This window comes from Arthrobacter agilis (genome assembly GCF_030816075.1).
Classification (GTDB): domain Bacteria; phylum Actinomycetota; class Actinomycetes; order Actinomycetales; family Micrococcaceae; genus Arthrobacter_D; species Arthrobacter_D agilis_E.
Window position 1 is genome coordinate 310939 of sequence record NZ_JAUSXO010000001.1, and the last position, 24803, is coordinate 335741.

The 24803-nt window shown below is 70.3% G+C and carries 26 protein-coding genes; 13 read left to right on the forward strand and 13 right to left on the reverse strand.

Annotated features, from left to right (window positions below):
• The first annotated feature begins 66 nt into the window (after nucleotides 1-66).
• The 6 genes from QFZ50_RS01400 to QFZ50_RS01425 all read left to right on the forward strand — a co-directional run bounded on the left by QFZ50_RS01400 (nucleotide 67) and on the right by QFZ50_RS01425 (nucleotide 5992).
• Nucleotides 67-984: a polysaccharide deacetylase family protein gene (locus QFZ50_RS01400; protein ID WP_307081174.1), complete on the forward strand. Its 918-nt coding sequence runs from the start codon at nucleotides 67-69 to the stop codon at nucleotides 982-984.
• Entirely contained in the window at nucleotides 981-2294 is a 1314-nt protein-coding gene (locus QFZ50_RS01405) for an MFS transporter (RefSeq protein WP_307081176.1), read from the forward strand. The genes QFZ50_RS01400 and QFZ50_RS01405 overlap by 4 nt, the downstream gene beginning before the upstream one ends.
• Nucleotides 2291-3085, forward strand: a complete 795-nt coding sequence (locus tag QFZ50_RS01410; RefSeq protein WP_307081178.1) for an SDR family NAD(P)-dependent oxidoreductase — start codon at nucleotides 2291-2293, stop codon at nucleotides 3083-3085. Before QFZ50_RS01405 ends, QFZ50_RS01410 begins: the two co-directional genes overlap by 4 nt.
• Entirely contained in the window at nucleotides 3078-4094 is a 1017-nt protein-coding gene (locus tag QFZ50_RS01415) for a ketopantoate reductase family protein (RefSeq protein WP_307081180.1), read from the forward strand. The genes QFZ50_RS01410 and QFZ50_RS01415 overlap by 8 nt, the downstream gene beginning before the upstream one ends.
• Before the next feature lie 2 nt (nucleotides 4095-4096).
• Entirely contained in the window at nucleotides 4097-5290 is a 1194-nt protein-coding gene (locus tag QFZ50_RS01420) for a M20 family metallopeptidase (protein WP_307081182.1), read from the forward strand.
• Nucleotides 5291-5383: 93 nt separating this feature from the next.
• On the forward strand, nucleotides 5384-5992 hold the full coding sequence (locus tag QFZ50_RS01425; protein ID WP_307081185.1) for a 3'-5' exonuclease: 609 nt from the start codon (nucleotides 5384-5386) through the stop codon (nucleotides 5990-5992).
• On the opposite strand, the gene QFZ50_RS01430 is transcribed toward QFZ50_RS01425, so the two are convergent.
• Nucleotides 5965-6744: a FadR/GntR family transcriptional regulator gene (locus tag QFZ50_RS01430; RefSeq protein WP_307081188.1), complete on the reverse strand. Its 780-nt coding sequence runs from the start codon at nucleotides 6742-6744 to the stop codon at nucleotides 5965-5967. The genes QFZ50_RS01425 and QFZ50_RS01430 overlap by 28 nt on opposite strands.
• 155 nt (nucleotides 6745-6899) lie before the next feature.
• On the opposite strand from QFZ50_RS01430, the gene QFZ50_RS01435 reads away from it, so the two are divergent.
• The 5 genes from QFZ50_RS01435 (at nucleotide 6900) to dgoD (ending at nucleotide 11807) form a co-directional block, all read left to right on the forward strand.
• Nucleotides 6900-8207 (forward strand): ABC transporter substrate-binding protein, encoded by a 1308-nt coding sequence (locus tag QFZ50_RS01435; RefSeq protein WP_307081190.1) that lies wholly within the window; start codon nucleotides 6900-6902, stop codon nucleotides 8205-8207.
• A 103-nt stretch (nucleotides 8208-8310) separates the two neighbouring features.
• Complete coding sequence (locus tag QFZ50_RS01440) at nucleotides 8311-9252, forward strand: carbohydrate ABC transporter permease (RefSeq protein WP_307081192.1); 942 nt, start codon at nucleotides 8311-8313, stop codon at nucleotides 9250-9252.
• Nucleotides 9249-10145, forward strand: coding sequence for a carbohydrate ABC transporter permease (locus QFZ50_RS01445; RefSeq protein ID WP_307081194.1), 897 nt, complete (start codon nucleotides 9249-9251; stop codon nucleotides 10143-10145). The genes QFZ50_RS01440 and QFZ50_RS01445 overlap by 4 nt, the downstream gene beginning before the upstream one ends.
• 2 nt (nucleotides 10146-10147) lie before the next feature.
• On the forward strand, nucleotides 10148-10681 hold the full coding sequence (locus tag QFZ50_RS01450) for a gluconokinase (protein WP_307081196.1): 534 nt from the start codon (nucleotides 10148-10150) through the stop codon (nucleotides 10679-10681).
• Nucleotides 10662-11807, forward strand: coding sequence for a galactonate dehydratase (gene dgoD, locus QFZ50_RS01455; protein WP_307081198.1), 1146 nt, complete (start codon nucleotides 10662-10664; stop codon nucleotides 11805-11807). Before QFZ50_RS01450 ends, dgoD begins: the two co-directional genes overlap by 20 nt.
• A 10-nt stretch (nucleotides 11808-11817) precedes the next feature.
• On the opposite strand, the gene QFZ50_RS01460 is transcribed toward dgoD, so the two are convergent.
• The 4 genes from QFZ50_RS01460 to QFZ50_RS01475 form a co-directional block, all read right to left on the reverse strand.
• Nucleotides 11818-12654 carry an ABC transporter permease gene (locus tag QFZ50_RS01460; RefSeq protein WP_307081200.1) on the reverse strand — a complete coding sequence of 279 codons (837 nt, stop codon included), beginning with the start codon at nucleotides 12652-12654 and terminating at the stop codon, nucleotides 11818-11820.
• Nucleotides 12641-13588: an ABC transporter ATP-binding protein gene (locus QFZ50_RS01465; protein ID WP_307081202.1), complete on the reverse strand. Its 948-nt coding sequence runs from the start codon at nucleotides 13586-13588 to the stop codon at nucleotides 12641-12643. Before QFZ50_RS01465 ends, QFZ50_RS01460 begins: the two co-directional genes overlap by 14 nt.
• A 46-nt stretch (nucleotides 13589-13634) precedes the next feature.
• Nucleotides 13635-14843: a LolA family protein gene (locus tag QFZ50_RS01470; protein ID WP_307081205.1), complete on the reverse strand. Its 1209-nt coding sequence runs from the start codon at nucleotides 14841-14843 to the stop codon at nucleotides 13635-13637.
• Between the two features lie 179 nt (nucleotides 14844-15022).
• Nucleotides 15023-15283 carry a GlsB/YeaQ/YmgE family stress response membrane protein gene (locus QFZ50_RS01475; protein WP_307081208.1) on the reverse strand — a complete coding sequence of 87 codons (261 nt, stop codon included), beginning with the start codon at nucleotides 15281-15283 and terminating at the stop codon, nucleotides 15023-15025.
• Nucleotides 15284-15431: 148 nt separating this feature from the next.
• Here QFZ50_RS01475 and QFZ50_RS01480 point away from each other — a divergent pair, with 148 nt between their 5' ends.
• Nucleotides 15432-15920: a PGPGW domain-containing protein gene (locus QFZ50_RS01480; RefSeq protein WP_307081210.1), complete on the forward strand. Its 489-nt coding sequence runs from the start codon at nucleotides 15432-15434 to the stop codon at nucleotides 15918-15920.
• 46 nt (nucleotides 15921-15966) lie between these two features.
• A complete protein-coding gene (locus QFZ50_RS01485) occupies nucleotides 15967-16374 on the forward strand; it encodes a four-helix bundle copper-binding protein (protein WP_307081212.1) in 408 nt (135 codons plus the stop codon).
• Nucleotides 16375-16459: 85 nt separating this feature from the next.
• Here the strand turns inward: QFZ50_RS01485 and QFZ50_RS01490 are convergent, their stop codons facing one another.
• The 8 genes from QFZ50_RS01490 to QFZ50_RS01525 all read right to left on the reverse strand — a co-directional run bounded on the left by QFZ50_RS01490 (nucleotide 16460) and on the right by QFZ50_RS01525 (nucleotide 24768).
• Nucleotides 16460-17623, reverse strand: coding sequence for a ScyD/ScyE family protein (locus QFZ50_RS01490; RefSeq protein WP_307081214.1), 1164 nt, complete (start codon nucleotides 17621-17623; stop codon nucleotides 16460-16462).
• Between the two features lie 195 nt (nucleotides 17624-17818).
• Complete coding sequence (locus QFZ50_RS01495) at nucleotides 17819-19075, reverse strand: helix-turn-helix domain-containing protein (RefSeq protein ID WP_307081216.1); 1257 nt, start codon at nucleotides 19073-19075, stop codon at nucleotides 17819-17821.
• 182 nt (nucleotides 19076-19257) lie between these two features.
• Complete coding sequence (locus QFZ50_RS01500; RefSeq protein ID WP_307081218.1) at nucleotides 19258-19851, reverse strand: glycosyltransferase; 594 nt, start codon at nucleotides 19849-19851, stop codon at nucleotides 19258-19260.
• Nucleotides 19848-21215, reverse strand: coding sequence for a bifunctional PIG-L family deacetylase/class I SAM-dependent methyltransferase (locus QFZ50_RS01505; RefSeq protein WP_307081220.1), 1368 nt, complete (start codon nucleotides 21213-21215; stop codon nucleotides 19848-19850). Before QFZ50_RS01505 ends, QFZ50_RS01500 begins: the two co-directional genes overlap by 4 nt.
• Nucleotides 21212-22210 (reverse strand): acyl-CoA dehydrogenase family protein, encoded by a 999-nt coding sequence (locus tag QFZ50_RS01510; RefSeq protein WP_307081222.1) that lies wholly within the window; start codon nucleotides 22208-22210, stop codon nucleotides 21212-21214. The genes QFZ50_RS01505 and QFZ50_RS01510 overlap by 4 nt, the downstream gene beginning before the upstream one ends.
• An 80-nt stretch (nucleotides 22211-22290) precedes the next feature.
• Complete coding sequence (locus QFZ50_RS01515) at nucleotides 22291-23583, reverse strand: MFS transporter (RefSeq protein ID WP_307081225.1); 1293 nt, start codon at nucleotides 23581-23583, stop codon at nucleotides 22291-22293.
• On the reverse strand, nucleotides 23580-24152 hold the full coding sequence (locus tag QFZ50_RS01520) for a TetR/AcrR family transcriptional regulator (protein WP_307081227.1): 573 nt from the start codon (nucleotides 24150-24152) through the stop codon (nucleotides 23580-23582). Before QFZ50_RS01520 ends, QFZ50_RS01515 begins: the two co-directional genes overlap by 4 nt.
• Nucleotides 24153-24318: 166 nt before the next feature.
• Nucleotides 24319-24768, reverse strand: a complete 450-nt coding sequence (locus QFZ50_RS01525) for a hypothetical protein (protein WP_307081229.1) — start codon at nucleotides 24766-24768, stop codon at nucleotides 24319-24321.
• Nucleotides 24769-24803 lie beyond the last annotated feature (35 nt).

Consider the following 24803-nt stretch of genomic DNA (forward strand, 5'->3'; position numbering starts at 1 on the left):
TGGTGAGACGCGCACCACACCGGACCGTTGCGCGGAGCCTCCACCCTTCCAGGAGAAGAGATCACCATGACTGTTGCAGAACCCTGGCGCTGGCCCGAGGAGACGTGGAGGAGCCACGTCGAACGGGTTCGAGCAGGACGATCGCTCGTCGATGCCGATCAGGCGCGACGCTGGAAGGACGGGGCGAGAGCAGCCGTCCTGATCTCCTTCGACTCCGACCACGAGACGCCCTCACTGCGCGACGGTGAGACCTCGCCCGGGCGGATGGCGCAGGGAGAGTACGGTGCACGGGTGGCCGTGCCCCGCATCCTCGATCTGCTCGGGCGGTACGAGGTGCCGTCGTCGTTCTACATCCCGGCAGTCTGCGCACTGCTGCGGCCGGACGAGGTACCGGCCTATGTCGCCGCCGGTCACGAGGTGGCCGTCCACGGCTGGATCCACGAACGGAACACGCAGCTCACGTACGAGCAGGAACTGGACCTGCTGGGCCGGGCACTCGGCGTCCTCGAGGAACAGTCCGGTCAGCGGCCGGTCGGCATCCGCACACCGTCCTGGGACTTCTCGGACTCGACGCTGCGGGTCATCCGCGAGCTCGGATTCGCCTACGACTCCTCCCTGATGGCGGATGACGAACCCTACGAGCTCCTGGCAGACGGGGAGGCCACCGGCATCATCGAGATCCCGGTGGAGTGGATCCGCGACGATGCGCCGTATCTCATGATGGACCGTTTCGCGTCACTGCGGCCGTACATGGCGCCGCGCCACCTCGTCCAGATCTGGAAGGACGAGTTCGACGCCGCCTATGCCGCGGGAGGTGTCTTCCAGCTGACGCTGCACCCCCACATCATCGGGCACCGATCACGCCTCGTGGTCCTCGAGGAACTCCTGAAGCACATCCGCACCCACGACGATGTCTGGGTGACCACGCACGCCGAGCTCGCCCACCACCTCCGTCCCGCACTCACCTCCGAGGAAAGCCAATGAGCGCAGAAACCACCGCCACGGCGGTTCACGACACGAAACTCAGCGCCCGCGGGCGGAAGGCCATCATCGCCGGCGGTATCGGCAACGCCGTCGAATGGGTCGACTGGGCCGTCTACACGACGTTCTCGTCGATCTTCGCCCACCACTTCTTCCCACCGGGCGACCCGGTGGCGGCACTGCTCGCCACCCTGGCCATCTTCGCCGTCGGGTTCGTCATGCGTCCCGTCGGTGCGGCGGTCATGGGGACCTACGCCGACCGCCACGGGCGCAAGAAGGGCCTGGTGCTCACCATCGGCATGATGGCGGGGGCCACCGCCATCATCGGATTCGCTCCGACCTACGATGCGGTCGGCATCCTCGCCCCGATCATCCTGGTGATCGCCCGGATGCTCCAGGGCTTCTCGGCCGGTGGCGAATTCGGCTCCTCCTCCGCGTTCCTGGTCGAATCCGCAGCGCCCAAGCGCCGTGCCTTCGCCGGCTCCTGGCAGCAGGTCTCGGTCGGCGCGGGTGTGCTCATCGCTTCCGGCATGGGCGCGATCATCACCTCCACCCTGTCTCCCGAGGCGCTGGACAGCTGGGGTTGGCGCCTGGCCTTCATCGTCGCCGCCCTGCTGGGGCTGGTGGGGTTGTGGCTGCGCTCCTCGGTCGAGGAGACGGACTCCTTCGCGACGGCCAAGGCCCAGGCCGAGGCATCGACCGAGACACGGCGCAATTCGCTCTTCACGATGTTCACCCAGCACCCGAAGGCAGCGATGAGGGTCTTCGGTATCACCATCGCCGGAACGCTCCTGTACTACATGTGGGTCTCCTACATGCCCACGTACGCCGCCGTCGCCACGGGTATGCCACTCAGCCAGGCACTCACGGCCAACTTCATCGCCGTCGGGGTGTTCCTGGTCCTCCTGCCGTTCGCCGGGATCCTGTCCGACAGGATCGGCCGCAAGCCCACCATGGCAGCCTTCGCCGGCGGGTTCCTCCTGTTCTCCTGGCCGGCCTTCGCCCTGCTGAACGGCAACTTCTGGATGCTGCTCCTCATCGAGCTGATCGGCGTCATCCTGCTGCTCGGCTACTCCGCGAACTGCGCGGTCATCATGGCAGAGCAGTTCCCACCGGAGGTCCGGGCCACCGGTATCGGCCTGCCGTACGCCCTCGCCGTCGCGATCTTCGGTGGCACGGCGCCCTACATCACCACCTGGATGAACACGAACGGATACGGCGGACTCGTGTGGGTCTACTGCGCCATCGCTGCAGCGATCGGCCTGGTCGTGTACCTGACGATGCCCGAGACGAAGGGGAAGGCGCTCGATTGATACGCCACATCGTCGTGACAGGAGCGGCCAGCGGGATCGGCCGGCAGACAGCACTGCGCTTCGCGGCGCTCGGGGACCGGCTCACCCTGGTCGACGTCCAGCAGGACCGCCTCGACGCCGTCGCAACCGAATGCGGGACCGCAGGCGCGGACGATGTCCGCACCGCGGTGCTGGACCTCCGGTCGGGCACCGCCCCGCGGACCATGATCGAGGAAGCCTGGGACATCGCGCCCGTCGACGTCCTCGTGAACTCTGCGGGCGTCTACCCGGCCACCCCCTTCCGCAGCCTCGACGCGGACACCTGGGATGCCGTCCTGGACCTGAACACCAGGGCGCCGCTCCTGGCGACCGTGGCGCTGGCCAACAAGGCGGTCGACGCCGGACGGCGGGCGAACGTCGTCAACATCTCCTCGGGCGCCGCCCTCCGCGCACGTCCGGGTGCCGCACCCTACGCGACGTCGAAGGCAGCCCTCGAGATGGCGACGCGGGCCTCCGCACTGGAACTCGGACCGCTGGGCATCCGGGTCAATGCCGTCGCACCGGGATTCGTGACCGTCGACAGCACCGCCAACCCGGTGACCGAGGACTACGCCGCCGCAGTGTCCGGGAATCCGCTCGGACGCAGGGGAGTGCCGGACGACATCGCGCGGGCGGTCGTCTGGCTCGCGGGCGACGAGGCGGAATGGATCACGGGGGAGATCCTGCGGGTCGACGGTGGATCCTCCGCCGGCGCCCTGAACCTACCCCTGCACTGGCCCACCGACCTCACCAAGAAGGAGCAGCATGACTGACCACCCGTACACGATCGTCGGCGCGGGCGCCATCGGCGGCACGCTGGCCGTGCATCTCCACGCCCAGGGCGTCCCCGTCCAGCTGATCGACGCGGACCATGACCACATCGCGGCGATCCGGGCAGGAGGGCTGCGGGTCGACAGCCCCCAGGGCACGATCACCGCAGACCTCCCCGCATTCACGCTCGACGACGCCCCGCAGGAACTCGACCGGGTGCTGCTCGCGGTGAAGGCCCAGGCCACCGAGAGCGCGGCAGCGTGGATCGCTCCGCGCCTCGCCACCGACGGCTACGTGGCCTCCCTGCAGAACGGCCTCAACGAGGCGACGATCGCCCGGCATGTCGGGACCGAGAGGACCGTCGCCGCGTTCGTCGACCTGTTCGCGGACGTCGTCGGACCCGGCGTCATCAAGGACGGCGGATCCGGCGGCATGGCGATCGGCGAATTCGCCGGCGGCACCAGCGCACGGACCCGCCGGCTGGCGGAGGATCTGCGGCACTGGGGTACGCCGAAGGTGACGGGCAACGTGCAGGGCTATCTCTGGTCGAAGCTCGGGTTCGGCGCGATGCTCACGGCGACCGCCCTCGCGGATCGCGACATGAGCGAGTTGATCGACCGCCACCGTCCCGCCATGAACGGCCTCGCAGCAGAGGTCTTCGACGTCGCCGCGGCCGAGTCCGTGGAGCTCGAACCCTTCGATGCCTTCGACCCGGCGTGCTACCGCCGGGGAGCCGACCCTGATCGGACCACGGCGGCCACCGACGCCCTCGTCGCGTGGCTGGCGACACAGAGCAAGACCCGCTCCGGTATCTGGCGTGACATCGTGGTGCGCAAACGGCCCACCGAGGTCCCGACGCAGTACCTCCCGGTGCTCGCCCTGGCCGAACGCCACGGCATCGCGACGCCCCTGCTCCAGGACCTGCTGACGCTGATCCGGCAGCGTGAGGCGGACACCATCGACATGAGCGAGGACCATCTCGCGGCCCTCGACCGGAAGGCGGCATCCTGATCATGGCTCCGACATCCCAGCTCCGCTCCTGGATGGAGTCGCACCGCGACGAGATGGTGCAGGACCTCAGGGACTACGCCTCCGTCGAGACACCCTCCGATGACAAGGAACTCCTCGACAGCGGCCTCGCCTGGCTCGAAGGATGGCTGCACGAACGGCTCGGCGCACCGGCCTCCCGCCGTGTGATCGACGGCGGGCAGTACGGGGACATGGCGATCGCCGACTATACCGCGGGGAGTCATGACGGCGAGTGGCTGACGGCGTTGTGCCACTACGACACGGTGTGGTCGAAGGGGACGGTGGACGACTGGCCGCCGAGCATCGAGGGAGACCGGCTGACAGGGCCCGGGGTCTTCGACATGAAGGCCGGGCTGGTGCAGCTGGTCTGGGCGCTGAAGGCCGCTGCAGCACTCGACCTCCCGCGCCCGCATGTCCGGCTGGTGCTCAACGGCGACGAGGAGATCGGCAGTCCCGTGTCCCGACCGGTCATCGAGGAAGCGGTCTCCCGCGGCGGCGCCGTCTTCGTGTTCGAGGCGAGCGCGGACGGTGCCATCAAGACGGCACGGAAGGGCGTCGGGATCTTCCGCGTCGAGGCGCGGGGCATCGAGGCCCACGCGGGGCTCGATCCCGAGGTGGGGGCCAGTGCCATCGACGAGATCGCGCGCGTCGTCGCCCAGTTGCATGACGCGGCCGATCTCACGGCGGGGACGTCCATCAACGTCGGGCTCCTGGCGGGCGGCACCCGGACCAATGTCACGGCCGGCGTCGCGATCGCGGACGTCGACGTCCGGGTGTCGTCGGCCGCCGAAGCTGCGCGCGTCGATGCGCTTCTGGCCGATCTGGCGCCGAAGGACCCGCGGGCGTCCCTGACGGTGAGCGGGGGCTGGAACCGCCCCGTGATGACCCGCTCGGCGGGCACTGCGGATCTCTTCGCGCGGGCGGTCGAGGTAGCCGGGAGTCTCGGTCTCACGCTGACGGAGACGTCGGTGGGCGGGGCCAGCGACGGCAACTTCGCTGCCGCCCTGGGCCATCCGGTGCTGGACGGTCTCGGTGCGGTGGGAGCCGGCGCCCACGCGCGCAACGAGTGGGTCAGCCTCGACGGGCTCGTCGAGCGTGCCTGCCTGGCGGCGGGCCTGCTGGAGTCCGTCGCCCGTGACGCGGCCGTGCCAAGCGAGGACGACCGGGTGGGGGTCTAGACGCGTCGCAAGGGATCCTGAAGGCCGGCGCCGATCCCGGCGGCTACGCTGGTCAGGGCCGCAGAACGGGCGGCGCCGGCTACAGGGAGAACAGTGCAGGGTCTCAATTTCACCGCGATCGACTTCGAGACCGCGAACAGCAAGCGCGGCTCCGTCTGCGCCGTCGGCCTCGCGAAGGTACGGCACGGCGTCGTCGTCGATACGGCGTCCTGGCTGATCAGGCCCCCGCACTCCGTGAGCGACTTCGCCCCGCGGAACATCGACGTCCACGGCATCCGCCCCGCCGATGTCCGGTCGGCTCCGCGGTGGCCTGAGAGCCTGCAGCGCATCCAGGCCTTCGCCGGGAACGATCCGTTCGTGGCTCACAACGCCTCCTTCGACCGGTCCGTGCTGCGCGGCGCGTGCACGGAGTCGGGGCTCGCGGTCCCGGAGACTCCCTTCCATTGCTCCGTCGCGCTCGCGCGGCGCGTCCTCGGGCTCGCCTCGAACCGGCTGCCGGACGTCGCGGCGGCCCTCGGGCTGGGAGGGTTCCGGCACCACGACGCCGGCAGTGACGCCGGGATCTGCGCAGCGGCCGTCGTCGAGATCGCACGGCTGCACGGATTGCCGTCGCTGGACGCGCTGTGGCCGGCGGTGAGGCCGGCAGCCCGCCCGGCGTCGACCGGCTCCCACCGCTACGCGAGGACCTCCGGCGCCGCGTGAGGCAGGGGGGACTCCGGCACCCCGTTCTTGTGCGCCTCCTCGTTCCACAGCGTGCTCATCTCGTTCATCGCCCGCGTCATGATGGCCAGCATCGCCGCGTGCGCGTCGGAGGAGTTGGCACGCTGGATGGCGCTGGCCACGTCCACGTGCATCTGCAGGGCCTCCTCGTGGGGGTGCTGCGGCATCAGCCCGTAGTGCGTACGGCCCGTGAGCACCTCCGCGACGAGCGAGTCCAGCATCCCAAACATCTCGTTGCCCGAACTGGACAGCACGAGGCGGTGGAACTGGATGTCGAGCCGCAGGAACAGCTCGGTGTCGCCACTGCGTCCGGCCTCCCACAGTTTCCCCGACAGGCCCATCAGCTCACTCGCGCTGGCCAGGGGTGCCCGCAGCGCAGCGAGCGCAGCGGCCTGGGGTTCAACGGCGGTCCGGAGTTCGGACAGTGAGCGCAGCTGGGCCACACGCCCGTGCGAGGCCAGGCGCCACCGGATGACCTGGGGGTCGTAGAGATTCCACTCGGTCGCCGGCCGCACCTGCACGCCCACGCGGCGGCGCGAGGCCACCATACCCATGGACGCCAGGACCCGCAGCGCCTCGCGCACCACGGAGCGCGACACCCCGAAGCGTTCCTCGAGCTCGTCGATCCGCACCACGGAGCCGCTCGCCATCTCTCCCCGGCACACGGCGAGGCCCAATCGGTCCACGGTGGTGGCATGGAGGTCCGACGCCGGGAGGAGGTGGGTCTGGGACATGGGGGTGAGCCTAACAAAAGCACACGAGTCGGATTTGAGGGGTTCAAAAGTATGATCTTTGACATTAGGGTGAGGGCTTACAGCAGATGTAACGCTCATCTACTCCCAGCGCCGCTCACTGCCGGTGCTCCTCAATGAAGAGAAGTGGAGAAATCGTGGAACGCAGGAAATCGCGCGTCCTCGCAATGACAGTGCTGACGACCGTCCTGGCCGGAGGATCGCTCGCGGCCTGCAGCGGCGGAGGCGGAGGCGGGGAGGGCGACGCCGAATCCGGTACGGTCCGCGTCACCCTCGCCAACCATGTGTGGACGGACGCCATCGTCGAGGCCATCCCGCAGTTCGAGGAGGAGACCGGACTGACCGTCGAGGTCACCCAGCTCGGCGAGGACCAGCTCTCGGCCCAGTACAACGTGCAGCTCAACGCCGGCACCGACGAGATCGACGTCATGATGTACCGCCCCCTGCAGGAGGGCAAGCTCTTCGCCCAGAACGGATACCTCGCGGACCTCACCGAGCGCGTCAGCTCGAACGCCGACTGGCAGTGGGACGACTTCCAGCAGGGTCCGGTGGATTCCACCACCTTCGAGGACCAGGTGGTGGGTGTTCCCACCATCACCGAGCGCGAGGTCCTCTACTACCGCAAGGACCTCCTCGAGAAGGCCGGGCTCGAAGTGCCCCAGACCCTCGAGGAACTGGAGGCGGCCGCGAAGCAGATCAAGGAACAGAACCCGGACATCGCCGGTTTCGTGGCCCGCACCGGCAAGTCGCCCGCGGTCACGCAGTTCTCCAGCTTCCTGTACGGGTTCGGCGGCGACTTCATCGACGACGAGGGCAACTCCTCCCTGGACTCGCCCGAGGCCAAGGAGGCCTACGCCTACTACGGCCGGATGATCAACGACTACGGCCCCGCCAACGTGAGCACCGACATGAGCTGGCCCGAGGCGATGGCCATCTTCACCCAGGGCGGCTCGGCGTTCTACACCGAGGCGGACAGCCTCTACCAGAACGCCACCGACCCCGCGAACTCGCAGGTGGCAGAGACCGTCGGCTTCGCGCCGATGCCTGCCGGGCCCGACGGCTCCAAGCCCTACAACGTGCCGTCGTGGGGCCTCGGCATCAACGAGGCGTCCGCCAACCAGGACAACGCATGGAAGTTCATCGAATGGGCCACCAGCAAGGACATGGTCATGCAGATCCAGAAGGAGGGCGTCCCGGGACCCCGCACCTCGGTCTGGCAGGACCCCGCCGGGACGGAGACCTACCCGGAGGACCTGGCAGCGGCGATCGAGGTCAGCGCCGAGAACGGCGTGGGCCATGACCGTCCGCTCGTGATCAACGTGGGCGAGGCACGCGAGATCGTCGGCGACCCGATCGTCGTCGGCATCACGGACGGCGACGTCGACGCCGCCGCCGATGCTGCGGACGAGGCGTTCCAGCAGTTCCTCGACGACGAGCGCGAATAGCGCACCCTGCCGGCTGTCGCCGTCGTCCTGACCCAGGCGACGGCGACAGCCGCGCACAGCCCGACAGAACCTCCCGAAGTCGCTATCCCCGAGGACGTGGATCATGGCAGTCGCCGCACTTCCCCCCAAGAGAGCCCCGCAGAAGCAGAACGCGTGGAAGGCCTACTCCGACTGGGCCAACGAGCACCGCAAATGGCTGTTCGCCGCCCCGGCCATGATCTTCGTCGCGGTCCTCATCGCGTTCCCGCTGGGCTGGACGCTCTACCTCAGCCTGACCGACGCCTCCGGATCGGTGCGTGCGAAGTCGGAGTTCATCGGCCTCGAGAACTACGCGGACGTCCTCACCGACACCGACCGGTTCTGGCCGGCGGTCCTGCGGACGTTCGTCTTCACCGCGGTGGCCCTGACCGTCCAGCTGGTGCTCGGCATGGCGATCGCCCTGCTGCTCTGGCGGCCGTTCAAGGGCGAGAAGTGGGTGCGCGTGGCCATCCTCCTGCCCCTCGTCGCCACCCCGGTGGCCGTCGGCATGATGTGGCGGCTCATCTTCGATCCGAACATCGGCTTCGCCAACCAGCTGCTCGGCTTCGTGGGGATCGGACCCCAGCCCTGGCTGTCCGGACAGTACTCGGCCCTGCCGACCGTCATCTTCATCGACATCTGGCAGTGGACCCCCATGGTGGTCATCATCCTGCTCGCCGGGCTGACGTCGCTCTCCGACGAGCCGGACGAGGCGGCGAGGATCGACGGCGCCACCGCCTGGCAGCGCTTCCGGTTCATCACGGTCCCGCTGCTCATGCCCACGATCATCGTCGCGATCCTGCTGCGCAGCATCGATGCCCTGAAGACCTTCGACCTCCTCTACGCCACCAAGGGCCGTGGCGGCGGATCCTTCCACGAAGTGGAGACGCTGAACGTCTACGCCTACGGGCTCAGCTTCGACTACAACGACTACGGGGTGTCCTCGACCGTGCTGATCATCTTCTTCCTCATCATCGTCGCCGTGATGTTCGTCCTGACCCGCCGCCGGAAGGAAGTGCAGAAATGAGCCTCGCCGAACCTCGACTGATCAGGGCGGGATCGGACCGGGCAGCCCTCTCCGGTGCGACCACCCGGCGCAGGAAGCCGTTCCGCACGCGCGCCTACAAGGTGTTCCGCGCGGTGGCCCTCATCGTCGTCGTCGCCGCCTTCATCGCGCCGCTGGTGTGGATGTTCCTCGCCTCGCTCAAGACGAACGTGGACATCTACGACGCGTCCAAGACGCTCGTGTTCTCGCCGACGACGGCCAACTACGAGACCGTGCTCGGGCGGAACAACTACCTCTCCTTCGTGTTCAACAGCTTCTGGGTGGCCTTCGCCTCCACCGTCCTGTCCCTCATCATCGGCATCCCCGCCGCCTACTCGATGAGCCGCTTCGCGATGCGGCGCTCGGCCCTCGTGGTCCTGATGGCCCGCATCATCCCCGGCGTCAGCCTGCTCGTGCCCTGGTACTACGTGTTCTCGAACCTCTCGATGGTCGGCGGCTACAGCGTGCTGATCCTCTCGCACATGTTCGTGGCTCTTCCGCTGATCGTCTACATCCTCATGTCCTACTACGACTCCATGCCCCTCGAACTGGAGGAAGCCGCCCGGGTGGACGGCCTCACCCACATCGGGGCGTTCCTCAAGGTCACGCTCCCGCTGTCCGTGGGCGGCATCGCGACGGCGAGCATCCTGGCGTTCATCTTCTCCTGGAACAACTTCATGTTCGCGCTCGTCCTCTCCGGCGCCGACACGAAGACCCTCCCCGTGGCCATCTTCAACTTCGTGGCCTACGCGAGCATCGACTGGGGAGGACTCATGGCGGCCTCCGTCGTCGTGACCATCCCCATCATGGTGATCGCCCTGTTCACCCAGAAGTACATCGTGTCCGGGCTGACCGCCGGCGCCACGAAGGGTTAGGCATGGGCCTCGAACCGGCGCCCGTCGTCGTGGTGATGGGCGTGCAGGGCTGCGGCAAGAGCACCCTCGGGTCGCTCCTCGCCGGCGAGCTCGGCGTCCCGTTCGTGGACGGTGACGACCTGCACCCCGAGCGGAACCGCACCCTCATGGCGTCGGGCACACCCCTGTCCGACGACGACCGGCAGCCCTGGCTCCACGCCGTCGGGCGACGGCTGGCCGACGGCGGCGCCGACGGGATCGTGGTGGCCTGCTCGGCCCTCCGGCAGGCCTACCGCGACCTGCTGAGGGAGTACGCCCCGACCGTCCTCTTCGTGCACCCGTACGGACCGAAGGAGCTCGTGGCCGCCCGGATCTCCCTGCGGGAACACGAGTACATGCCGCCGTCGCTGCTCGACTCGCAGTACGCCGCCCTCGAGCACCTCGACGGGGCAGAAGAAGGAACCACCCTCGACCTCGGGGGCCCGCCGCTGGAACTCGTCTCCTCCGCGGTGACGTTCGTCGACGAAAGCAGGATCCGTGCGTATCAGCAGGATTGAGACCTTCCTCGTCCCGCCCCGCTGGCTGTTCGTGCGGGTGGAGACCGACAGCGGGATCATCGGCTGGGGTGAGCCCGTGGTCGAGGGACGCTCGGAGACCGTCCGGACCGCCGTCGAGCAGCTGTCCGAACTGCTCATCGGCACCGACCCGCTCCGCATCGAGGACTCCTGGCAGGTCATGACGAAGGGCTCCTTCTACCGGGGCGGGGCCATCCTGGCCAGTGCGGTCGCCGGGCTCGACCAGGCGCTCTGGGACATCCACGGCAAGTCGCTGGGGGTGCCCGTGCACCAGCTGCTCGGCGGCCACGTTCGGGACCGCATCCGGATGTACGGGTGGATCGGCGGCGACGAGCCCGCCGCGATCGCCGACGCGGTCGCCGCCCAGCTGTCCGTAGGACTCACCGCCGTCAAGATGAATGCCAGCGGGCGGATGAGCCCCATCGCCAGCGTCGCCGAGATCGACGAGGTCGTGCAGCGCGTGGCGGCCGCCCGGGAGGTCCTCGGCCCGCACCGCGACGTCGCCGTCGACTTCCACGGCCGCTTCACGCTCGCCAACACCCGCCGCGTCGCCCCGCTGCTGGAACAGTTCCACCCGCTGTTCCTGGAGGAGCCCACGGTCCCCGAGAACTCGCACCTGATCGGCGGGCTGACCGGCTCGACGTCGATCCCCGTGGCTACGGGCGAGCGGCTGTACAACCGGCAGGAGTTCCTGCCGGTCCTCCAGGCCGGCATCGCGGTCGCGCAACCGGACCTCTCGCACGCCGGCGGGATCACCGAGGTACGGAAGATCGCCTCGCTCGCCGAGATCTACGACGTCCAGCTGGCACCGCACTGCCCCCTCGGCCCGCTGGCGCTCGCAGCCTGCCTGCAGGTGGGGTTCGCCACCCCCAACTTCCTGATCCAGGAGCAGAGCATCGGCATCCACTACAACCAGGGCGCGGAGGTCCTCGACTACGTGCTCGACAAGACACCGCTGAAGTTCGTCGACGGTTTCGTGGAACGGCTCACGGCACCCGGCCTGGGCATCGAGATCGACGAGGACGCCGTGCGCCGCGCCGACCGGAGCGGCCACGCCTGGCGCTCACCGGTGTGGCGGCACGCCGACGGCGCCTACGCCGAGTGGTAGGCGCGGACGCCTAGCTCAGGATGTCCTTCGTGCTGAACCGCCCGTAGGCCAGTGCCCCGAACAGGGCGATGTACCCGAGCTGCAGCAGCGCGTTGTCCGCGAACGAGTCCCACACGATCGGCTGCCGCAGGAGGTCACCGAACCCGAGCCAGTAGTTGGTGAACAGCCACGGGTGCAGCCACTCGAGCTGGGGCAGGGCCCCGAGGATCTGCGACACGGCGGCCAGCGCGGCGGTCGCGGCCATCGCGCCCACCGGAATGGTGGTCAGCGTCGAGATGAACAGGCCGATGGCGCTGAGGCCCATCAGGGACACCGTCACGTACAGCGCGAGCAGCAGCAGCCGACCGAAGTAGCCGGGGATGCCCACGGTGTCGCCGGACAGCAGCGTCACGGGACCGACCGGGAACAGCAGCGCCCCGATGATCGCTCCCGTGACCACGACGGTGAGGGTCGCCACGAAGCAGAACAGGGCTGCCCCCGCGTACTTCACGAGCAGCAGCCGCACACGCCCGGCCGGGGCCACGAGCAGATACCGCAGGGTCCCGAGATTCGCCTCGCCGGCGATCGTGTCGCCGGCCACCACGCCGATGGTCAGCGGCAGGAACAGCGGGATGGCGACGGTGAGCGCCGTCAGCGAGACGAACAGCCCGTTCTGCGTGATGCTGTTGAGGAACGCCGGGCCGCGGCCGCTCGCCGAGCCGTCGGAGGAGACGCGCACGACGACGGCGATGAGGATGGGGATCAGCGCCAGAGCGCCGATCATCGCCCAGGTGCGGAGCCGCCGGAACAGCACCGTGATCTCCGAGACCACGAGGGTCAGTCCGAGCGACCGTTCAGCCTGCAACATCGAATCCCTCTCCCGTGAGGGCGACGAACCGGTCCTCGAGGGACGCGCCGCTCGCCTCGAAACCCCGCACGCGCACGTCCGCCCGGACCAGGGCGGCATTCACCGTCTCCGGCTGCAGCCCGGGCACCGAGAGCTCGGCGGTGAGCACGTCGTCGCGCCCGTGGATCTCGGGGACGAGCCCGAGCCCGGTGAGCACGCGGTGGGCGTCGGCGTGGTCGGGCGTGGTGATGCGGACCCGCGCGGTGCCCGCGGAGCGGAGTTCGTCGAGCGTGCCCTGCGCCACGAGCCGGCCCGCGCTCATCACCGCGATCATCGTGCACATCTGCTCCACCTCGGCGAGGAGATGGCTGGAGACGAAGATGGTGGTGCCGTCGTCGGACAGGGACCGGATGAGGTTGCGGACCTCGCGCGTGCCCTGCGGGTCGAGCCCGTTGGTGGGTTCGTCGAGGATGAGCAGATCGCGTGGCGCGAGCAGTGCGTTGGCGATGCCGAGGCGCTGCTTCATGCCGAGCGAGTAGGCGTGCGCCCGCTTCTTCGCCGCGTGGCCGAGGCCCACGCGTTCGAGGGCGGCGTCCACACGTGCGTTCCGGGTGGCCGGGGAGGTGTGGCGGTCGGCGGCGTCGAACCGCTGGAGGTTCGCGCGCCCCGAGAGGAACGGGTAGATGGCCGGCCCCTCCACGAGTGCTCCCACCCGCGGCAGGACCGCGCGGGCCTCCTTCGGCATGGCGCCGTCGAGCAGCCGGATGTCGCCGCTGGTGGCCGCGGCGAGGCCGAGGAGCATGCGGATGGTGGTGGTCTTGCCCGAGCCGTTGGGCCCGAGGAAGCCGAACACGGTGCCGCGGGGGACGGCGAGGTCGACGCCGTCGACGGCCCGCTGCCTGCCGAAGACCTTGGTCAGTCCGCGCGTCTCGATCGCGAATCCACGGGCGCTCACCGGCGGGCCCGCACTGCTCGTGCGGGCCCGCCGGGTATTCCTGCGGTCACTGCCGGGAGGCAGCGACGAGCTGGTCGACGCCGACGGCTCCTGCGAGGATCCGGCCGTCGTCGGTGATCAGCACCGAGACGAGCGACGTCTGGAGCGCCTGTCCGCCGTCGACCTCGGTGAGTGCCTGCTCCAGGAGGGCCTGCGCGCCGGCGACCTCCTCGGGGTCCATGCCCGGCTTGATCTCCATGATCTCGCCCATCCCGGCGGCGTCACTGGTGGCGGGGCTCATCCCGAGCCCTGCTGCGCTTCCGGCGGGGAGTTTCACGATGGTGCTCCAGCCGTCGCCGATGACGGTCGACTGCTGCGGGGCCTCGGCGGGAGCCTGGGTGAGCTCCTTCCTGGCCTCGAGTTCGGCCTTCACCTCGTCGGCGGTGGGGGCCTCCGTGACGGTGGCACCGGCCGGGGGTGTGAAGGCGAAGACGTCGGCGGCAGGGGCGCTGAAGTCCACCGAGCTGAAGCCCGCGGAGAACGCGGCCTCCTCCTGGCCCTTGGCCAGGACTGTGACGTTCAGGGGGACGCCGGTCTCGGAATCGACGCTGACGGAGATGGAGCCGATCAGGGTGGCGTCGTCCTCGGGGGTGAGGACGAGTTCGTAGGCGCTGCGGCCCGCGACGCGGCTCGTGCCCTCGACCGTCACCTCGGTGGTCGGGTCGATCTGTGCGAGGAACATCTCGGCGACCTCCGCGGGCGTCCGGGGGAGGTCCTTCAGCTCGGGGTGCTCGGCGATCTTCTCCTGCAGCTTCGCCTCGAGGTCCGCCTTGAGGGCGTCCTTGTCGGGCAGGGCCGCGTGCGTGGCCTCGTTGGACTCGGAGTCGTAGTACCAGGCGTCGCTCCCGTTGACCACGACGTCGCGCTGCGCCAGCTGGTCGAGCACCTGGACGCGCATCTTCTCGGTGCCGTCGACGTACACCCGGGCGGTGTGCTCGCCGGTCATGAGTTCGAGGGCGGTGGAGGTGGGGTCGGAGCTGGAGGTGCGGCCCGGGGGAGTGGCCATGCTGAGATCGGGGAGGCCGAGGTCGGACGACTGCTCGACGGTGCCCGAGTAGGCGTCGTCGGAGCTGGTCGCGACGAACTCGAGCAGTTCCTGCGCGGTCTTCGCGGGCAGCTGCGGTTGGGCTTCGGCGACGGCGGAACCGCTCACGGCAGCTGCGACGATGACGACCGGGACGATGCCGGCCGGGAGCCAGCGCCAGTTCTTGTTCATGATTGAGCCTTCCGAACGGATCTGTGCCCCATCTGGCGTCAACGCTACACCTGCAAGCTGGACGTTGGGCACGTGTACTTCGGAGAACGAGCGGGGACGGCGAGGCGTGCCGCCGACACGCGGAAGGGGCGGCCGGAGCCGCCCCTTCCGTCCTGCAGGAAACCGTCGTGCGGGAAGCCTCAGCGCCTGACGCGGCGGCGGCCGGCCACCGTCTCGGCGACGCCGATGAGCAGCACGGCGACGACGACGGACACGATGAATCCGAAGACGTTCAGCTCGAAGATGTCGCCCGTCCCGAGGAGGCTCGCGATGGAGCCGCCGATGACGGAACCGACGAGCCCGAGCAGCAGTGTGGCGAGCAGCCCGAGGTTCTGCTTGCCGGGCTTGATGAGGCGTGCGAGGGCGCCGATGATGAGCCCCGCGATGATGAAACCGATCATGATGAATCTCCTTGGTTCGGGCCCGCTCTGCGCGGGAAGCCTGTGGTCCTCGTGGTGGCAAGCGTGCCGCCTGCCTGAGCGGCGGTGTTGCCACCACCATCTATCGGTTCAACGATAGAGGAATGCGAAGCCTACTGAGGAATTGTTGATGCCCCGGACTCCACGGCAGGGCCGCACCCGGCGCCGCGGGTCGGTGCTCGCGGGCCGGACCCGGCCACGCGGTGCCAGCCGCGTCGTCGGGCTGGTGGTGGGCTGGCTCCTGGTCCTGATCGGACTGGCGGCCCTCGTGCTCCCCGGCCCCGGCCTGCTGGCGCTCGTCGCCGGCCTGGCCGTTCTGGCCCAGCAGTACGAGTGGGCGCGGCGCTGGCTCCAGCCCGTCAAGCGGAAGGCCTTCGCCGCAGCCGCACAGGGTGTCAAGAGCAGACGGAACATCGCGCTCAGCTTCACCGGCGCCCTCCTCCTGGTGCTGCTGGGCGTGCTCTGGGGCGTGCACCCGCCGGTGCCGTCGTGGTGGCCGCTGGAGGAGCGCTGGTGGCTGCCCGGTGGCTGGAGCGTCGGCTCGGGCCTCATCCTCTCCGGCCTCCTCGCGGCCGCCTTCATCGTCTACAGCATCCGGCGCTTCCGGCCCCAGGCCTGATCCGCCCTACCCAGAACCCACCCAGAACCCACCGAAGGAGCACACCATGTCCGACGCCCGCGCCATGCTCGACACCTATCCGCAGGACCGCCACGGCTTCGACAGCGACCTGCTCGCCGCCTGCATCGAGGCCTGCTTCGACTGCGCCCAGACCTGCACCGCCTGCGCGGATGCGTGCCTGGCGGAGGACATGGTGGCCGAGCTGCGGACCTGCATCCGCACCGACCTCGACTGCGCGGACATCTGCGCGACGACGGGGAAGGTCTTGTCCCGCCACACGGGCTACGACGCCGACCTGACGCGCTCGGTCCTCGAGGCCTGCCGGACCGCGTGCAGGATCTGCGGTGACGAATGCTCGCAGCACGCCGGGATGCACGAGCACTGCCGAGTGTGCGCCGAGGCGTGCCGCCGCTGCGAGCAGGCCTGCGACGCGCTGCTCGCATCGATGGGCTAGGCGCACCGGCCGCTCTCCGGTCCGCGCACGGCGACGCCGCGTCCCTCCCCCGGGACGCGGCGTCGTCCGCTTCGGCCAGTCCCCGTCAGTGCCGGTCGTACTCGAGGCGGGTGCGCACCAGGGTGCCGGCCGGCGCGGTGTCGCCCGGCACCGCATTCCTGGTGGAGTACAGGTACTTGCCGTCCACCTCCACGTCCGCCGGCAGGGTGGCGTCCGTGAAGACCTCCGCGTCGTCGGTGCCCGCAGGGATGATCGAGATCCTGTTGGCGAACAGCTCGGCGACGAACAGGTTGCCGTCGCGGTCGAACGCCAGCCCGGTGGGCGACGTCAGGCCGGTGACGACGACGTCGATGTCACCCGACTCCGGGTCGAAGCTGCGCACCGAACCGAGCGTCGGATCCTCCGGGACCCCCGGCAGCGATGTCAGGTACAGCAGGCCGTCCGGCCCGAACTCGATGTCCGTGGGGACGGGCTCGGAGTTGAAGGTGTATCCGAGGACGCACTCGGGCAGGTTGATGCCGTCGGCTGCGAGGGAGGCCCGGAGTTCCGCCGTGGCCAGGGTGGGCACGGGATCCAGGACGGTCGCGTCGACCTCGTCGTCCCACACGTCCACGGTCCAGACGACGTTGGCTCCGGCATCCGCCACATACACGTAGCGTCCCGAGCCGGACACCGCCGTCGCATAGGGGTGCGAGTAGACCTCGCCACCGTGCGGCAGCAGGAACTGGGCCAGGTCCGCGGGGAGTTGGGCGGTGCACTCCTCGGGCAGGTCCTGGAACCCGTACTCGTTGTCGCCGTCGTAGTTGTTCTCGGTCTCGAGCGCGGCGAAGTCGGCGAGCACGCGCGCGTCCCCGTCCCCGTCCTCGAGGACGCTGACAGTGGCGACGAACGGGTCGGGGCTGCCGGGCCCGCCCGCGCTCTCGGTGTAGTAGACGTCGCCGTGCCGGGTGGAGACGCCGCCCACCTCGATGCCGGGGCGGTCGACGATCGTGGTGGTCCCGCCGTCGCCGTCCACGCGGGTGAGCTGCCCGGCGAAGTTCTGTGCGACGTAGGTGGTGTCGTCGCGGCCGACGGCGAGCCGGAGCGGTGAGAGCAGGCCTGTGGCCAGATCGGTCGAGTCTCCCGCGGAGACCGTCCGATCGCCGGATCCCGAGGTGGGCGCCGAGCCTCCTGCCGTGGCCGGCCCGGCGGTGGAGATGAGGGCGACGGCGAGTGCCGCCGCCACGAAAGACGTGCGTGTACCCTTCATGGTGCTTGTCCTTGGGTGCGAGGAATTGTCGAGACGCTCAGACCGGCCCAGCACCGAGCAGCGGCAGCGCCGCCGTACTACCCGGATGGCCCTCGAATGCCCCCCGGGGTCATCGGCTTAAAGCGTAGGACCGCCCCTCGGGGGTGTCCACGGTCCCGGCGCGGAATTGACCGCATCCGGGGCGAACAGGTCCCCTCAGTCCGTCAGGGACCGGATCAGCTCCCTCAGTTCCCGGGCCTTCTCCTCCGCGCCGGCGTCCGAGTAGAGGCGTGCGGCCTCGGTGAGGTGGTGGACCGCCGGCGCGGGCTCGCCGTTCGCTGCATGGTACTGGCCGAGGCAGTCCTCCAGTTCGGCGGCCGTCTCGAAGTCGAGGACGGTGCGGTGCGCGTCGACGACGTCGAGCAGTTCCTTCCCCCTGGGCAGATCCGAGGTCAGCAGGGCGAGGCGGGCCTGCACGAGGTCCAGCTCGAGCCGCTGGAGCTGCGTGCCGACGAGCGCGAGACCCCGTGCGGCGTCTCGGAGGGAGGCATGGACGGACTCGTCCACGATGCCGGCCTGCAGCTTGAAGGTGGCGCTCGCCTTATGGAACTCGGCCCACGTCTCGAGGTCCGCCTGCGGTACCAGCAGCCGGGCGGCCAGGGCGTGCTGTTCGCGTCCGATCTCCACCTCGCCGCGGCGGAAGGCGATGTTGCCGACGGCCCATGCCCCCCGCGCCACCAGGAGGGACGGCACGGAGGGGGCGCCGCCGGTGATGTCGAGGCCCATCGCCACCTCCCAGGCCTCGTCGAGATCCCCCTTGACCGCCAGTGCGGCGATGAGGATGAAGGCGGCCTGGAGGCGGACCGGCGACAGTTCCGGCAGTTCGGCCGCGGATGCCACGGACCGGTGCGCGAGGTCGACCGCCTCGTGCAGGCGGCCGGTGGTGCGCGCGATCATCGAGAGCCGTCCCTGCACGACGGACTGCAGCTCGGCCGAGGCGATCATCAGCGGCGACGTCTCCATCTGCAGCAGGACGGCTTCCGCCTCCTCGGGCCGCCGCAGGGCGATCAGCGACTGCGCCCGGAGCATGGACATGTCCCACCACACGGGGGCATTGCGCTGCTCGTAGGCGATGATGGCCGCGTGCTCCGCCTCCGACGCCGCCAGGGCGTTGTCCTGCAGCTCGCGGGCGGAGTTGGCGGCGAACATCGCCGCGGTGAGCGACGGCCGGTCCTCGGCGCCCGGCGGCTCCACCCACCACGTGAGCGTCTGCACGTCCATGCCCAGTCGCGTGGCGAAATGCTGCACCATGTCCGGTGTCGGCTGGCGCAGTCCGCGCTCGAGCAGCGAGATGAAATGGGTGGAGTGCACCCCCGCACCCAGCTCGGCCTGTGTGAGTCCCTTGGCGGTGCGCGCATGGCGCAGCATCTCCCCGAATCGCATGTGTTCCCCGTCCCCCAGAAATGCGGCCACGGCGACCCGCTCATTCTGCAGGGTCCGGCTCGTGACCCTCCCTGTCTAGCAGACGCGCCCGACATCGCGGAACGACGCCCGGATCCCGGTCAGCCGAGCCCGCGCAGATAGGTGGAGAATCCCGCCGGGACACGGCCGGTCGTCCGCGAGGACGTCGTCACCGTGAGGGCACCCGGGGCCGTCTACACGACGCCATCGGCCTTCGCCCGCGCCACCAGGTCGACGTCCTCGTCCTGGGCCAGCGGCCGGAAGCCGCCGAGCGCCTGGTAGGTGCTTCCCCGGATCCCGAGGTTCGCCCCATGGATGTGGTGGTGTCCGTCGCCTGGCACGTACGCGTTCCCCCACAGCTGGAGGCGTTCCGTGTTGTCCGCGGTGATCGTCGGACGGACGGTCCCGAGCACGAGGTCGTTCTCGCTGCCGAGCCGGTGGTGCCGTACCAGCCAGTCGCGCGGCACCAGCGTGTCGGCATCCGTGGTGGCGACCCAGGTGCGGACGGGCAGGCTGCGGGACCGCGCCAGGGCGAAGCGGATGCCGGCGTCGCGGGCGGCGCCGACGGACCCGTAGTTGCCGGCGAGGACGGAGATCGCGGGGACACCCCGGGCGATGCTCGCGGAGCGGTCCGTGCAGCGGTCCAGGACCACGGTCAGGGACACCAGGACGCGGGGGATGGTGCGCAGGAGGTGGCGTCGCGCCGCGTCCAGGGCGGAGAGGCACGAGGGGAGCAGGTCCTCCTCGTCACGGGCAGGTACGACGACGGCCACCTGGCCAGGGATCACAGCAGGCCTTCCCGGCGCGCCACGGAGGCCGCCGGCGCGGGGACGAGGACCTCCAGGAGGAAGTCCTCCTCCGTGTGCAGGGCGAGGGTGACCAGACCGGAGGTCCGGCGCACGCGGTCATGGACGGCGTCGCCGTCGAGCTCCCAGCCCTCGATCGGGTGCCGCCAGTGGCACAGCAGGAGCACCCCGTCCTCGTCGAGGGATCCGGTGATGCGCCGGACGACGTCGTCGAGCTGGTCGGAGGAGAGGAAATAGCCCGTCTCGGAGAGGACCACGAGATCGAAGGGGCCGTCCTCGTGGGGCCAGTCGCGGGGGACGGTCGCGAGCCGGGCCGTGGCGGCCGGGTTCGTGATGAGTGCCTCGTTGGTGCGGCGCACGGCCGTCTCGCTGGTGTCCAGGGCCAGCAGACTGTCCGAGACGGCGGCGAGCTCCCGTGTCAGGGCGCCGACGGAGCAGCCGACCTCGAGTGTCCGGCGGAAGCGCCGCCGGGGCAGGACGGCCAGGGTGAGGGCACGCTTGCGCTGTTCGTAGAAGCGCTCGGCGACCTCCCACGGGTCGGCGGTGTCCCGGTGCAGGCGCTCGAACGTGGATGAGCCGGCGGTCACGAAGAAGGACTCGAAGTTCCGGCTGAAGTGCTCGAGGACCGCCGGTGCGAGCAGCACCTCGTCTCCCGCGGCATCGGACAGCGGCACGGTCTGCGAGACGTGCGTGGCGAGGGCCGCCGCCTTGCGCTCCTGGTCCTCGGCCGCGAGCCGGTGCAGGGACAGGGCGTCGAGGTCCGCCGCCTGGTCCTCCGCGGTGCCCCAGTGCCAGAGCCAGATGGGGTATTCGAGCAGGGCGATGTCCCGCCCGCCGCAGACGTCCGCCGCAGCCCGGCCAACGGCGTCATGATCGGCGTGGCCGTCCCGGCGCCACGGCGCTGCCACGAGGGTGAGGGTGTCGTCGCCGTCGCCGAGCTCGCGCAGGAGCACTGCGGCGACATCCTCCGGGCGGAGCCGGCCGTCGGGCAGGCCCTCGAAGCTCAGGCGCGCGGCCGGGGCGAGCAGCTGCACCGCGTCCGCCACCTCGCGCCGCCGCAGCTCGGCGAGCCGGCCGGGCGAGTGGGTCGGTGAGGACGGGTGGGACGCCTCGCCGTCGGTGAGGACGACGACGTCGCACCGGACGCCGTCGCGCGTCAGGCGTGCCAGCAGCGCGCCCGCCCCGAGCGTCTCGTCGTCGGGGTGGGCCGCGAGCAGGAGGAAGCGGGTGGGCAGCCGCCCGTCGAAGAGGGACTCGACCTGGAGATCGTCCCCGGGGCGGCGCTCCTGTTCCCACAGGCGCCAGTGCGCCTCCGGTGTGCCTTCGCCGTCGTGCGTGAAGCTCACCACGCCGCCGCGGCCTGTTCGGAGAGGTCGAGAATACGGCGGCCGAGCGAGGCGTCGTCGCGCTCCGCATGATGCTGCCGGAGGTAGAGGTGCAGGTCGGCGACGCGCGCGGCGTGGTCCTCGTCGAAGGACAGCGGTGCGGGGCCGAGCCCGTGCGCGGCCGCCTCGAGCACCAGTTCCGCGCAGCGGAAGGCCGTGGCCCGCACGCGGGCTGCGAGGAGGGCACCCTCCTGCCCGCCGGCCCGGCCGGAGTCGACGGCGTCGGCGGCGTCCGCGAGGAGCGTCCGGGTCTCGTGGAGAGCGGCATCGACGCGGCCCAGGTGCATCAGGGCGATCTGGTCGGGGGTCCGTCGTCCGAGGGCGGCGAGCAGGGTCCGGGCGACGCCGAGTGCGCCGCCCAACCAGCAGGCCGCGACGCCGATGCCGCCCCACGCGAAGCCGTCACGCGTGAGGTACCAGTCGGTGGCTCCGACCGGCGTGGCGTCGACGGCGTCGAAGCGGACCGGGCAGCTGGTGACCGCGGGGAGGCCACGGCTCACCCAGGCGTCCGCCGGGTCGGCCGTGACACCGGCTGCCCGCAGGTCGACGGCGAAGGTGCGGCGTCCGCCGTCGCCCACCCGGGCCGTGACGAGAGCCCGGTCGAGGGAGTCGGCCAGGGAGCACCACGGCTTGGTTCCGCTGAGGGTCCAGGTGCCGTCCGGACCGGGCATGGCGTCGAGGCGCATGCCCGGGGCCTCCGCGGCGAAGACCCCCCACGTCCCGGTTCCCGGTGCCGCCCGGTGCAGGCCGGCCTGGTCGAGGATGGCCAGGGCGTCGAGGTGCGGCTCGACGACGCGCGCCACTGTGAGATCGGCGGCCGCGAGATCGGTGAGGAGCTGCCAGGTCTCCGCGGTCCTGCCCGAGCCCGGCAACGGCACCTCGGCGCCGAGTTCCGCGGCCAGGGCGAGCGCGCGGGGCACCGGGCCGGCCGCGGCCCTCCCGCTCGTGAGGGTCACGCCCGGCTGATGATGCGGGACGGGCGCGGAGAGTGCAACATATCCGCAGTCTACTGTCGATCCGCGATGGTGCTTGCGCGTCAGAGGTGACGCATGGGAAGCCGTTTCGGGAGCACCGGGGAGGCCAGCAGGGTCAGGAGGCCGGCGAGGGGCACCACGATCAGCCCGATCCGCAGCGAGGAGGCGTCGGCGATGGCGCCGACGACGGGCGGGGAGGCCAGGAACCCGAGGCGCAGCAGCCAGCTGATCACGGTGAGCCCGGTCCCGGCGCGGAGCCCGGGCAGCTCGTCCGCGGAGTGCATGGCCGCCGGCACGAGGGTGGCGACCCCGAGGCCTGCCAGCCCGAAGCCGAGGACGGTCAGCGGGATCGAGGGGAACAGCAGGGCCACGCCCATGCCGATCGCCGCGAGGGTGCCGCCCGCCTGTGCCACGGCGCGCTGGCCGAAGCGGTCCACGAGGCGGTCCCCGAAGAGGCGGCCCACGAACTGGAAGCCGACGAGGGCGACGAAGCCGAGGCCCGCGATGGTGGGTGTGGCGTCGAGGCCCGTGAGGTAGACCGCCGCCCAGGTGCTGCCGGCGTCCTCGACGAGCGCTCCGGCGATGCCGATCACCACGAGGGCCCCGAGGATCCCGACCGTGACGAGCCGTCTCGGACCCGACGTACCGCCGGACGACGCCGGGGATGCGCCATCGGCCGGCCCGTCGGCCCCTGTCTGCTCGTTCCCTGTCTGCTCGTTCCCTGTCGGTTCGTTCCCTGTCGGCTCGTTCCCTGTCGGCTCGGGTCCGGGCAGGAGGAACCGGTAGCACACGAGGGTGAGGGCGCTGAAGAGGACGAAGGACACCGACAGGTGCAGCCCGCGCGGGATCTCGAGCCCGGCCGCTGCCGCGCCCATGAGCCCGCCCAGCACCGCACCGATGCTCCACACGGCGTGGAACGAGTTGAGGATGGAGCGGCGGTAGAGCTTCTGCACCCGCAGGCCGTGCGAGTTCTGTGCCACGTCCGTGATCGCGTCCATGGCGCCGGCGAGGAAGAGGGTGGCCGTCAGGACCGCCCACGACGGGGCCACGCCGGCCAGCAGGATCGACAGGCCGATGAGCCACGTCCCCGCCGTCGCCACACGGGAGGATCGGAAGCGGCGCACGAGGGAGCCCGCGGCGAGCCCGGCGGTGATCGCGCCGAGGGGGAAGGCCGCGACCGAGATGCCGAACGCCGCGTTGCTCAGCTCCAGCCCGTCCTTGATGGCGGGGTAGTGGGGGAGGATGTTCGCGAACATCGCCCCGTTGGTCAGGAACAGCGCACTGACCGCGAAGCGTGCACGGCCGAGACGCCGGGCGGTGTACTCCGCGGGCTGCGTGGTCGCCGGAAGGCTCATGGTCGGACGATCCTCTCGACGGCCGCGCGGACCGTGCGGACGGGCATGGGGTCGAGTGACAGCGCGCGGTGCAGGGTGGTGCCCTCGATGAGCGCGTCGAGCATGAAGGCCGTCTCGGGATCGAAGTGCGCGTGGAGGGCCTTCCGGCTGCGCGCCATCCAGGCGTCGGTGATCGCCCGGAACTCCGGCCGCCGTGCCGCCAGGGCGTAGAGCTCGAGGCTGGCGAGCAGGGTCTCGGCGCCGTTGAGTGTCGGCCCGGAGATCAGGCCGACGACGGCATCGGCCGCCTCCTCGGTGGTGCCGGCCTGCGTCAGGGCCTGGTCGAACACGTCCGCCGTGCGCTCCGCGAGCCGGGTGAAGGCGGCGTGCAGGAGGTCGTCCATGCTGTCGAAGTGGTACGTCATGGACCCGAGGGGCACGTTCGCGGCAGCCGCGATGCGGCGGTGCGTGGTGCCGGCGACCCCGTGCTCCGCGAGCACCCCGATGGCGACGTCGACCAGTCGGTCGCGTCGGCCGGGATCATGGCGGCGCGACCGGGCCTCCGGATCCCGGGTTCCCGGGGCTGTCACGGCGCACCGTGGGGCATGCGCTGCCGCATGCCCCATCCGTCGTCCTGCAGTTCATCGCCGTGCACTGCCCACTCCCCGCGTCCGCCACTGTTCATGTACAAGCGTACGCATAATATGTACGCCTGTACACATGTGGCGGAGCGTCCCCCGGGACGAGGGGCGCGGCTCAGGCCTCGGGCGGCAGGGCCTCGTGGTGCTCCTTGCCCTTGGTCCGGCGGTCCTCCTTCATCTCCGCCTCGAAGAGATGGCGCTTGCCGCCGACGAGCGCATCGCGGGCCTCCTTCTCGAAGGCCTTGAACTCGGCGTAGTAGTGGTCGTCGTAGTCCTCCACGATCTGGAACGTCCACCGCCCCTCGATCACGTTGCGGCCGATGATCTCGCTCGAGAGCCTGTCGGCGATCTCCGGATGTCCCGCCGTGCGGAACAGTTCTTCGGCCTCGGAGAGGTTGAGGTCGGCCTTGCCGGTGAGCCGGTGGAAGCCGTAGAGGTAGCCGCGGGCGTGCTCCAGGACCTCGAGGGCCTCGGAGAGCTTGCCGAGGGCCTCGACCGTGGTGTCGGTGACGCCCTCGGGGCGCTGGTGGGTTGCGTCGGGACCGGGTGTGTCAGGGGTAGCCATACTTCGTACCGTACCCGGACCGTCCTGCCGTCAGA

What these genes read in the sequence shown, in the direction of transcription:
- QFZ50_RS01400 (WP_307081174.1), top strand. Translation starts at nt 67, where the DNA reads ATGACTGTTGCAGAACCCTGGCGCTGGCCCGAGGAGACGTGGAGGAGC.
- QFZ50_RS01405 (WP_307081176.1), top strand. Translation starts at nt 981, where the DNA reads ATGAGCGCAGAAACCACCGCCACGGCGGTTCACGACACGAAACTCAGC.
- QFZ50_RS01415 (WP_307081180.1), top strand. Translation starts at nt 3,078, where the DNA reads ATGACTGACCACCCGTACACGATCGTCGGCGCGGGCGCCATCGGCGGC.
- QFZ50_RS01420 (WP_307081182.1), top strand. Translation starts at nt 4,097, where the DNA reads ATGGCTCCGACATCCCAGCTCCGCTCCTGGATGGAGTCGCACCGCGAC.
- QFZ50_RS01430 (WP_307081188.1), bottom strand. Translation starts at nt 6,744, where the DNA reads ATGTCCCAGACCCACCTCCTCCCGGCGTCGGACCTCCATGCCACCACC.
- QFZ50_RS01440 (WP_307081192.1), top strand. Translation starts at nt 8,311, where the DNA reads ATGGCAGTCGCCGCACTTCCCCCCAAGAGAGCCCCGCAGAAGCAGAAC.
- QFZ50_RS01445 (WP_307081194.1), top strand. Translation starts at nt 9,249, where the DNA reads ATGAGCCTCGCCGAACCTCGACTGATCAGGGCGGGATCGGACCGGGCA.
- QFZ50_RS01450 (WP_307081196.1), top strand. Translation starts at nt 10,148, where the DNA reads ATGGGCCTCGAACCGGCGCCCGTCGTCGTGGTGATGGGCGTGCAGGGC.
- QFZ50_RS01460 (WP_307081200.1), bottom strand. Translation starts at nt 12,654, where the DNA reads ATGTTGCAGGCTGAACGGTCGCTCGGACTGACCCTCGTGGTCTCGGAG.
- QFZ50_RS01470 (WP_307081205.1), bottom strand. Translation starts at nt 14,843, where the DNA reads ATGAACAAGAACTGGCGCTGGCTCCCGGCCGGCATCGTCCCGGTCGTC.
- QFZ50_RS01475 (WP_307081208.1), bottom strand. Translation starts at nt 15,283, where the DNA reads ATGATCGGTTTCATCATCGCGGGGCTCATCATCGGCGCCCTCGCACGC.
- QFZ50_RS01480 (WP_307081210.1), top strand. Translation starts at nt 15,432, where the DNA reads ATGCCCCGGACTCCACGGCAGGGCCGCACCCGGCGCCGCGGGTCGGTG.
- QFZ50_RS01485 (WP_307081212.1), top strand. Translation starts at nt 15,967, where the DNA reads ATGTCCGACGCCCGCGCCATGCTCGACACCTATCCGCAGGACCGCCAC.
- QFZ50_RS01490 (WP_307081214.1), bottom strand. Translation starts at nt 17,623, where the DNA reads ATGAAGGGTACACGCACGTCTTTCGTGGCGGCGGCACTCGCCGTCGCC.
- QFZ50_RS01515 (WP_307081225.1), bottom strand. Translation starts at nt 23,583, where the DNA reads ATGAGCCTTCCGGCGACCACGCAGCCCGCGGAGTACACCGCCCGGCGT.
- QFZ50_RS01525 (WP_307081229.1), bottom strand. Translation starts at nt 24,768, where the DNA reads ATGGCTACCCCTGACACACCCGGTCCCGACGCAACCCACCAGCGCCCC.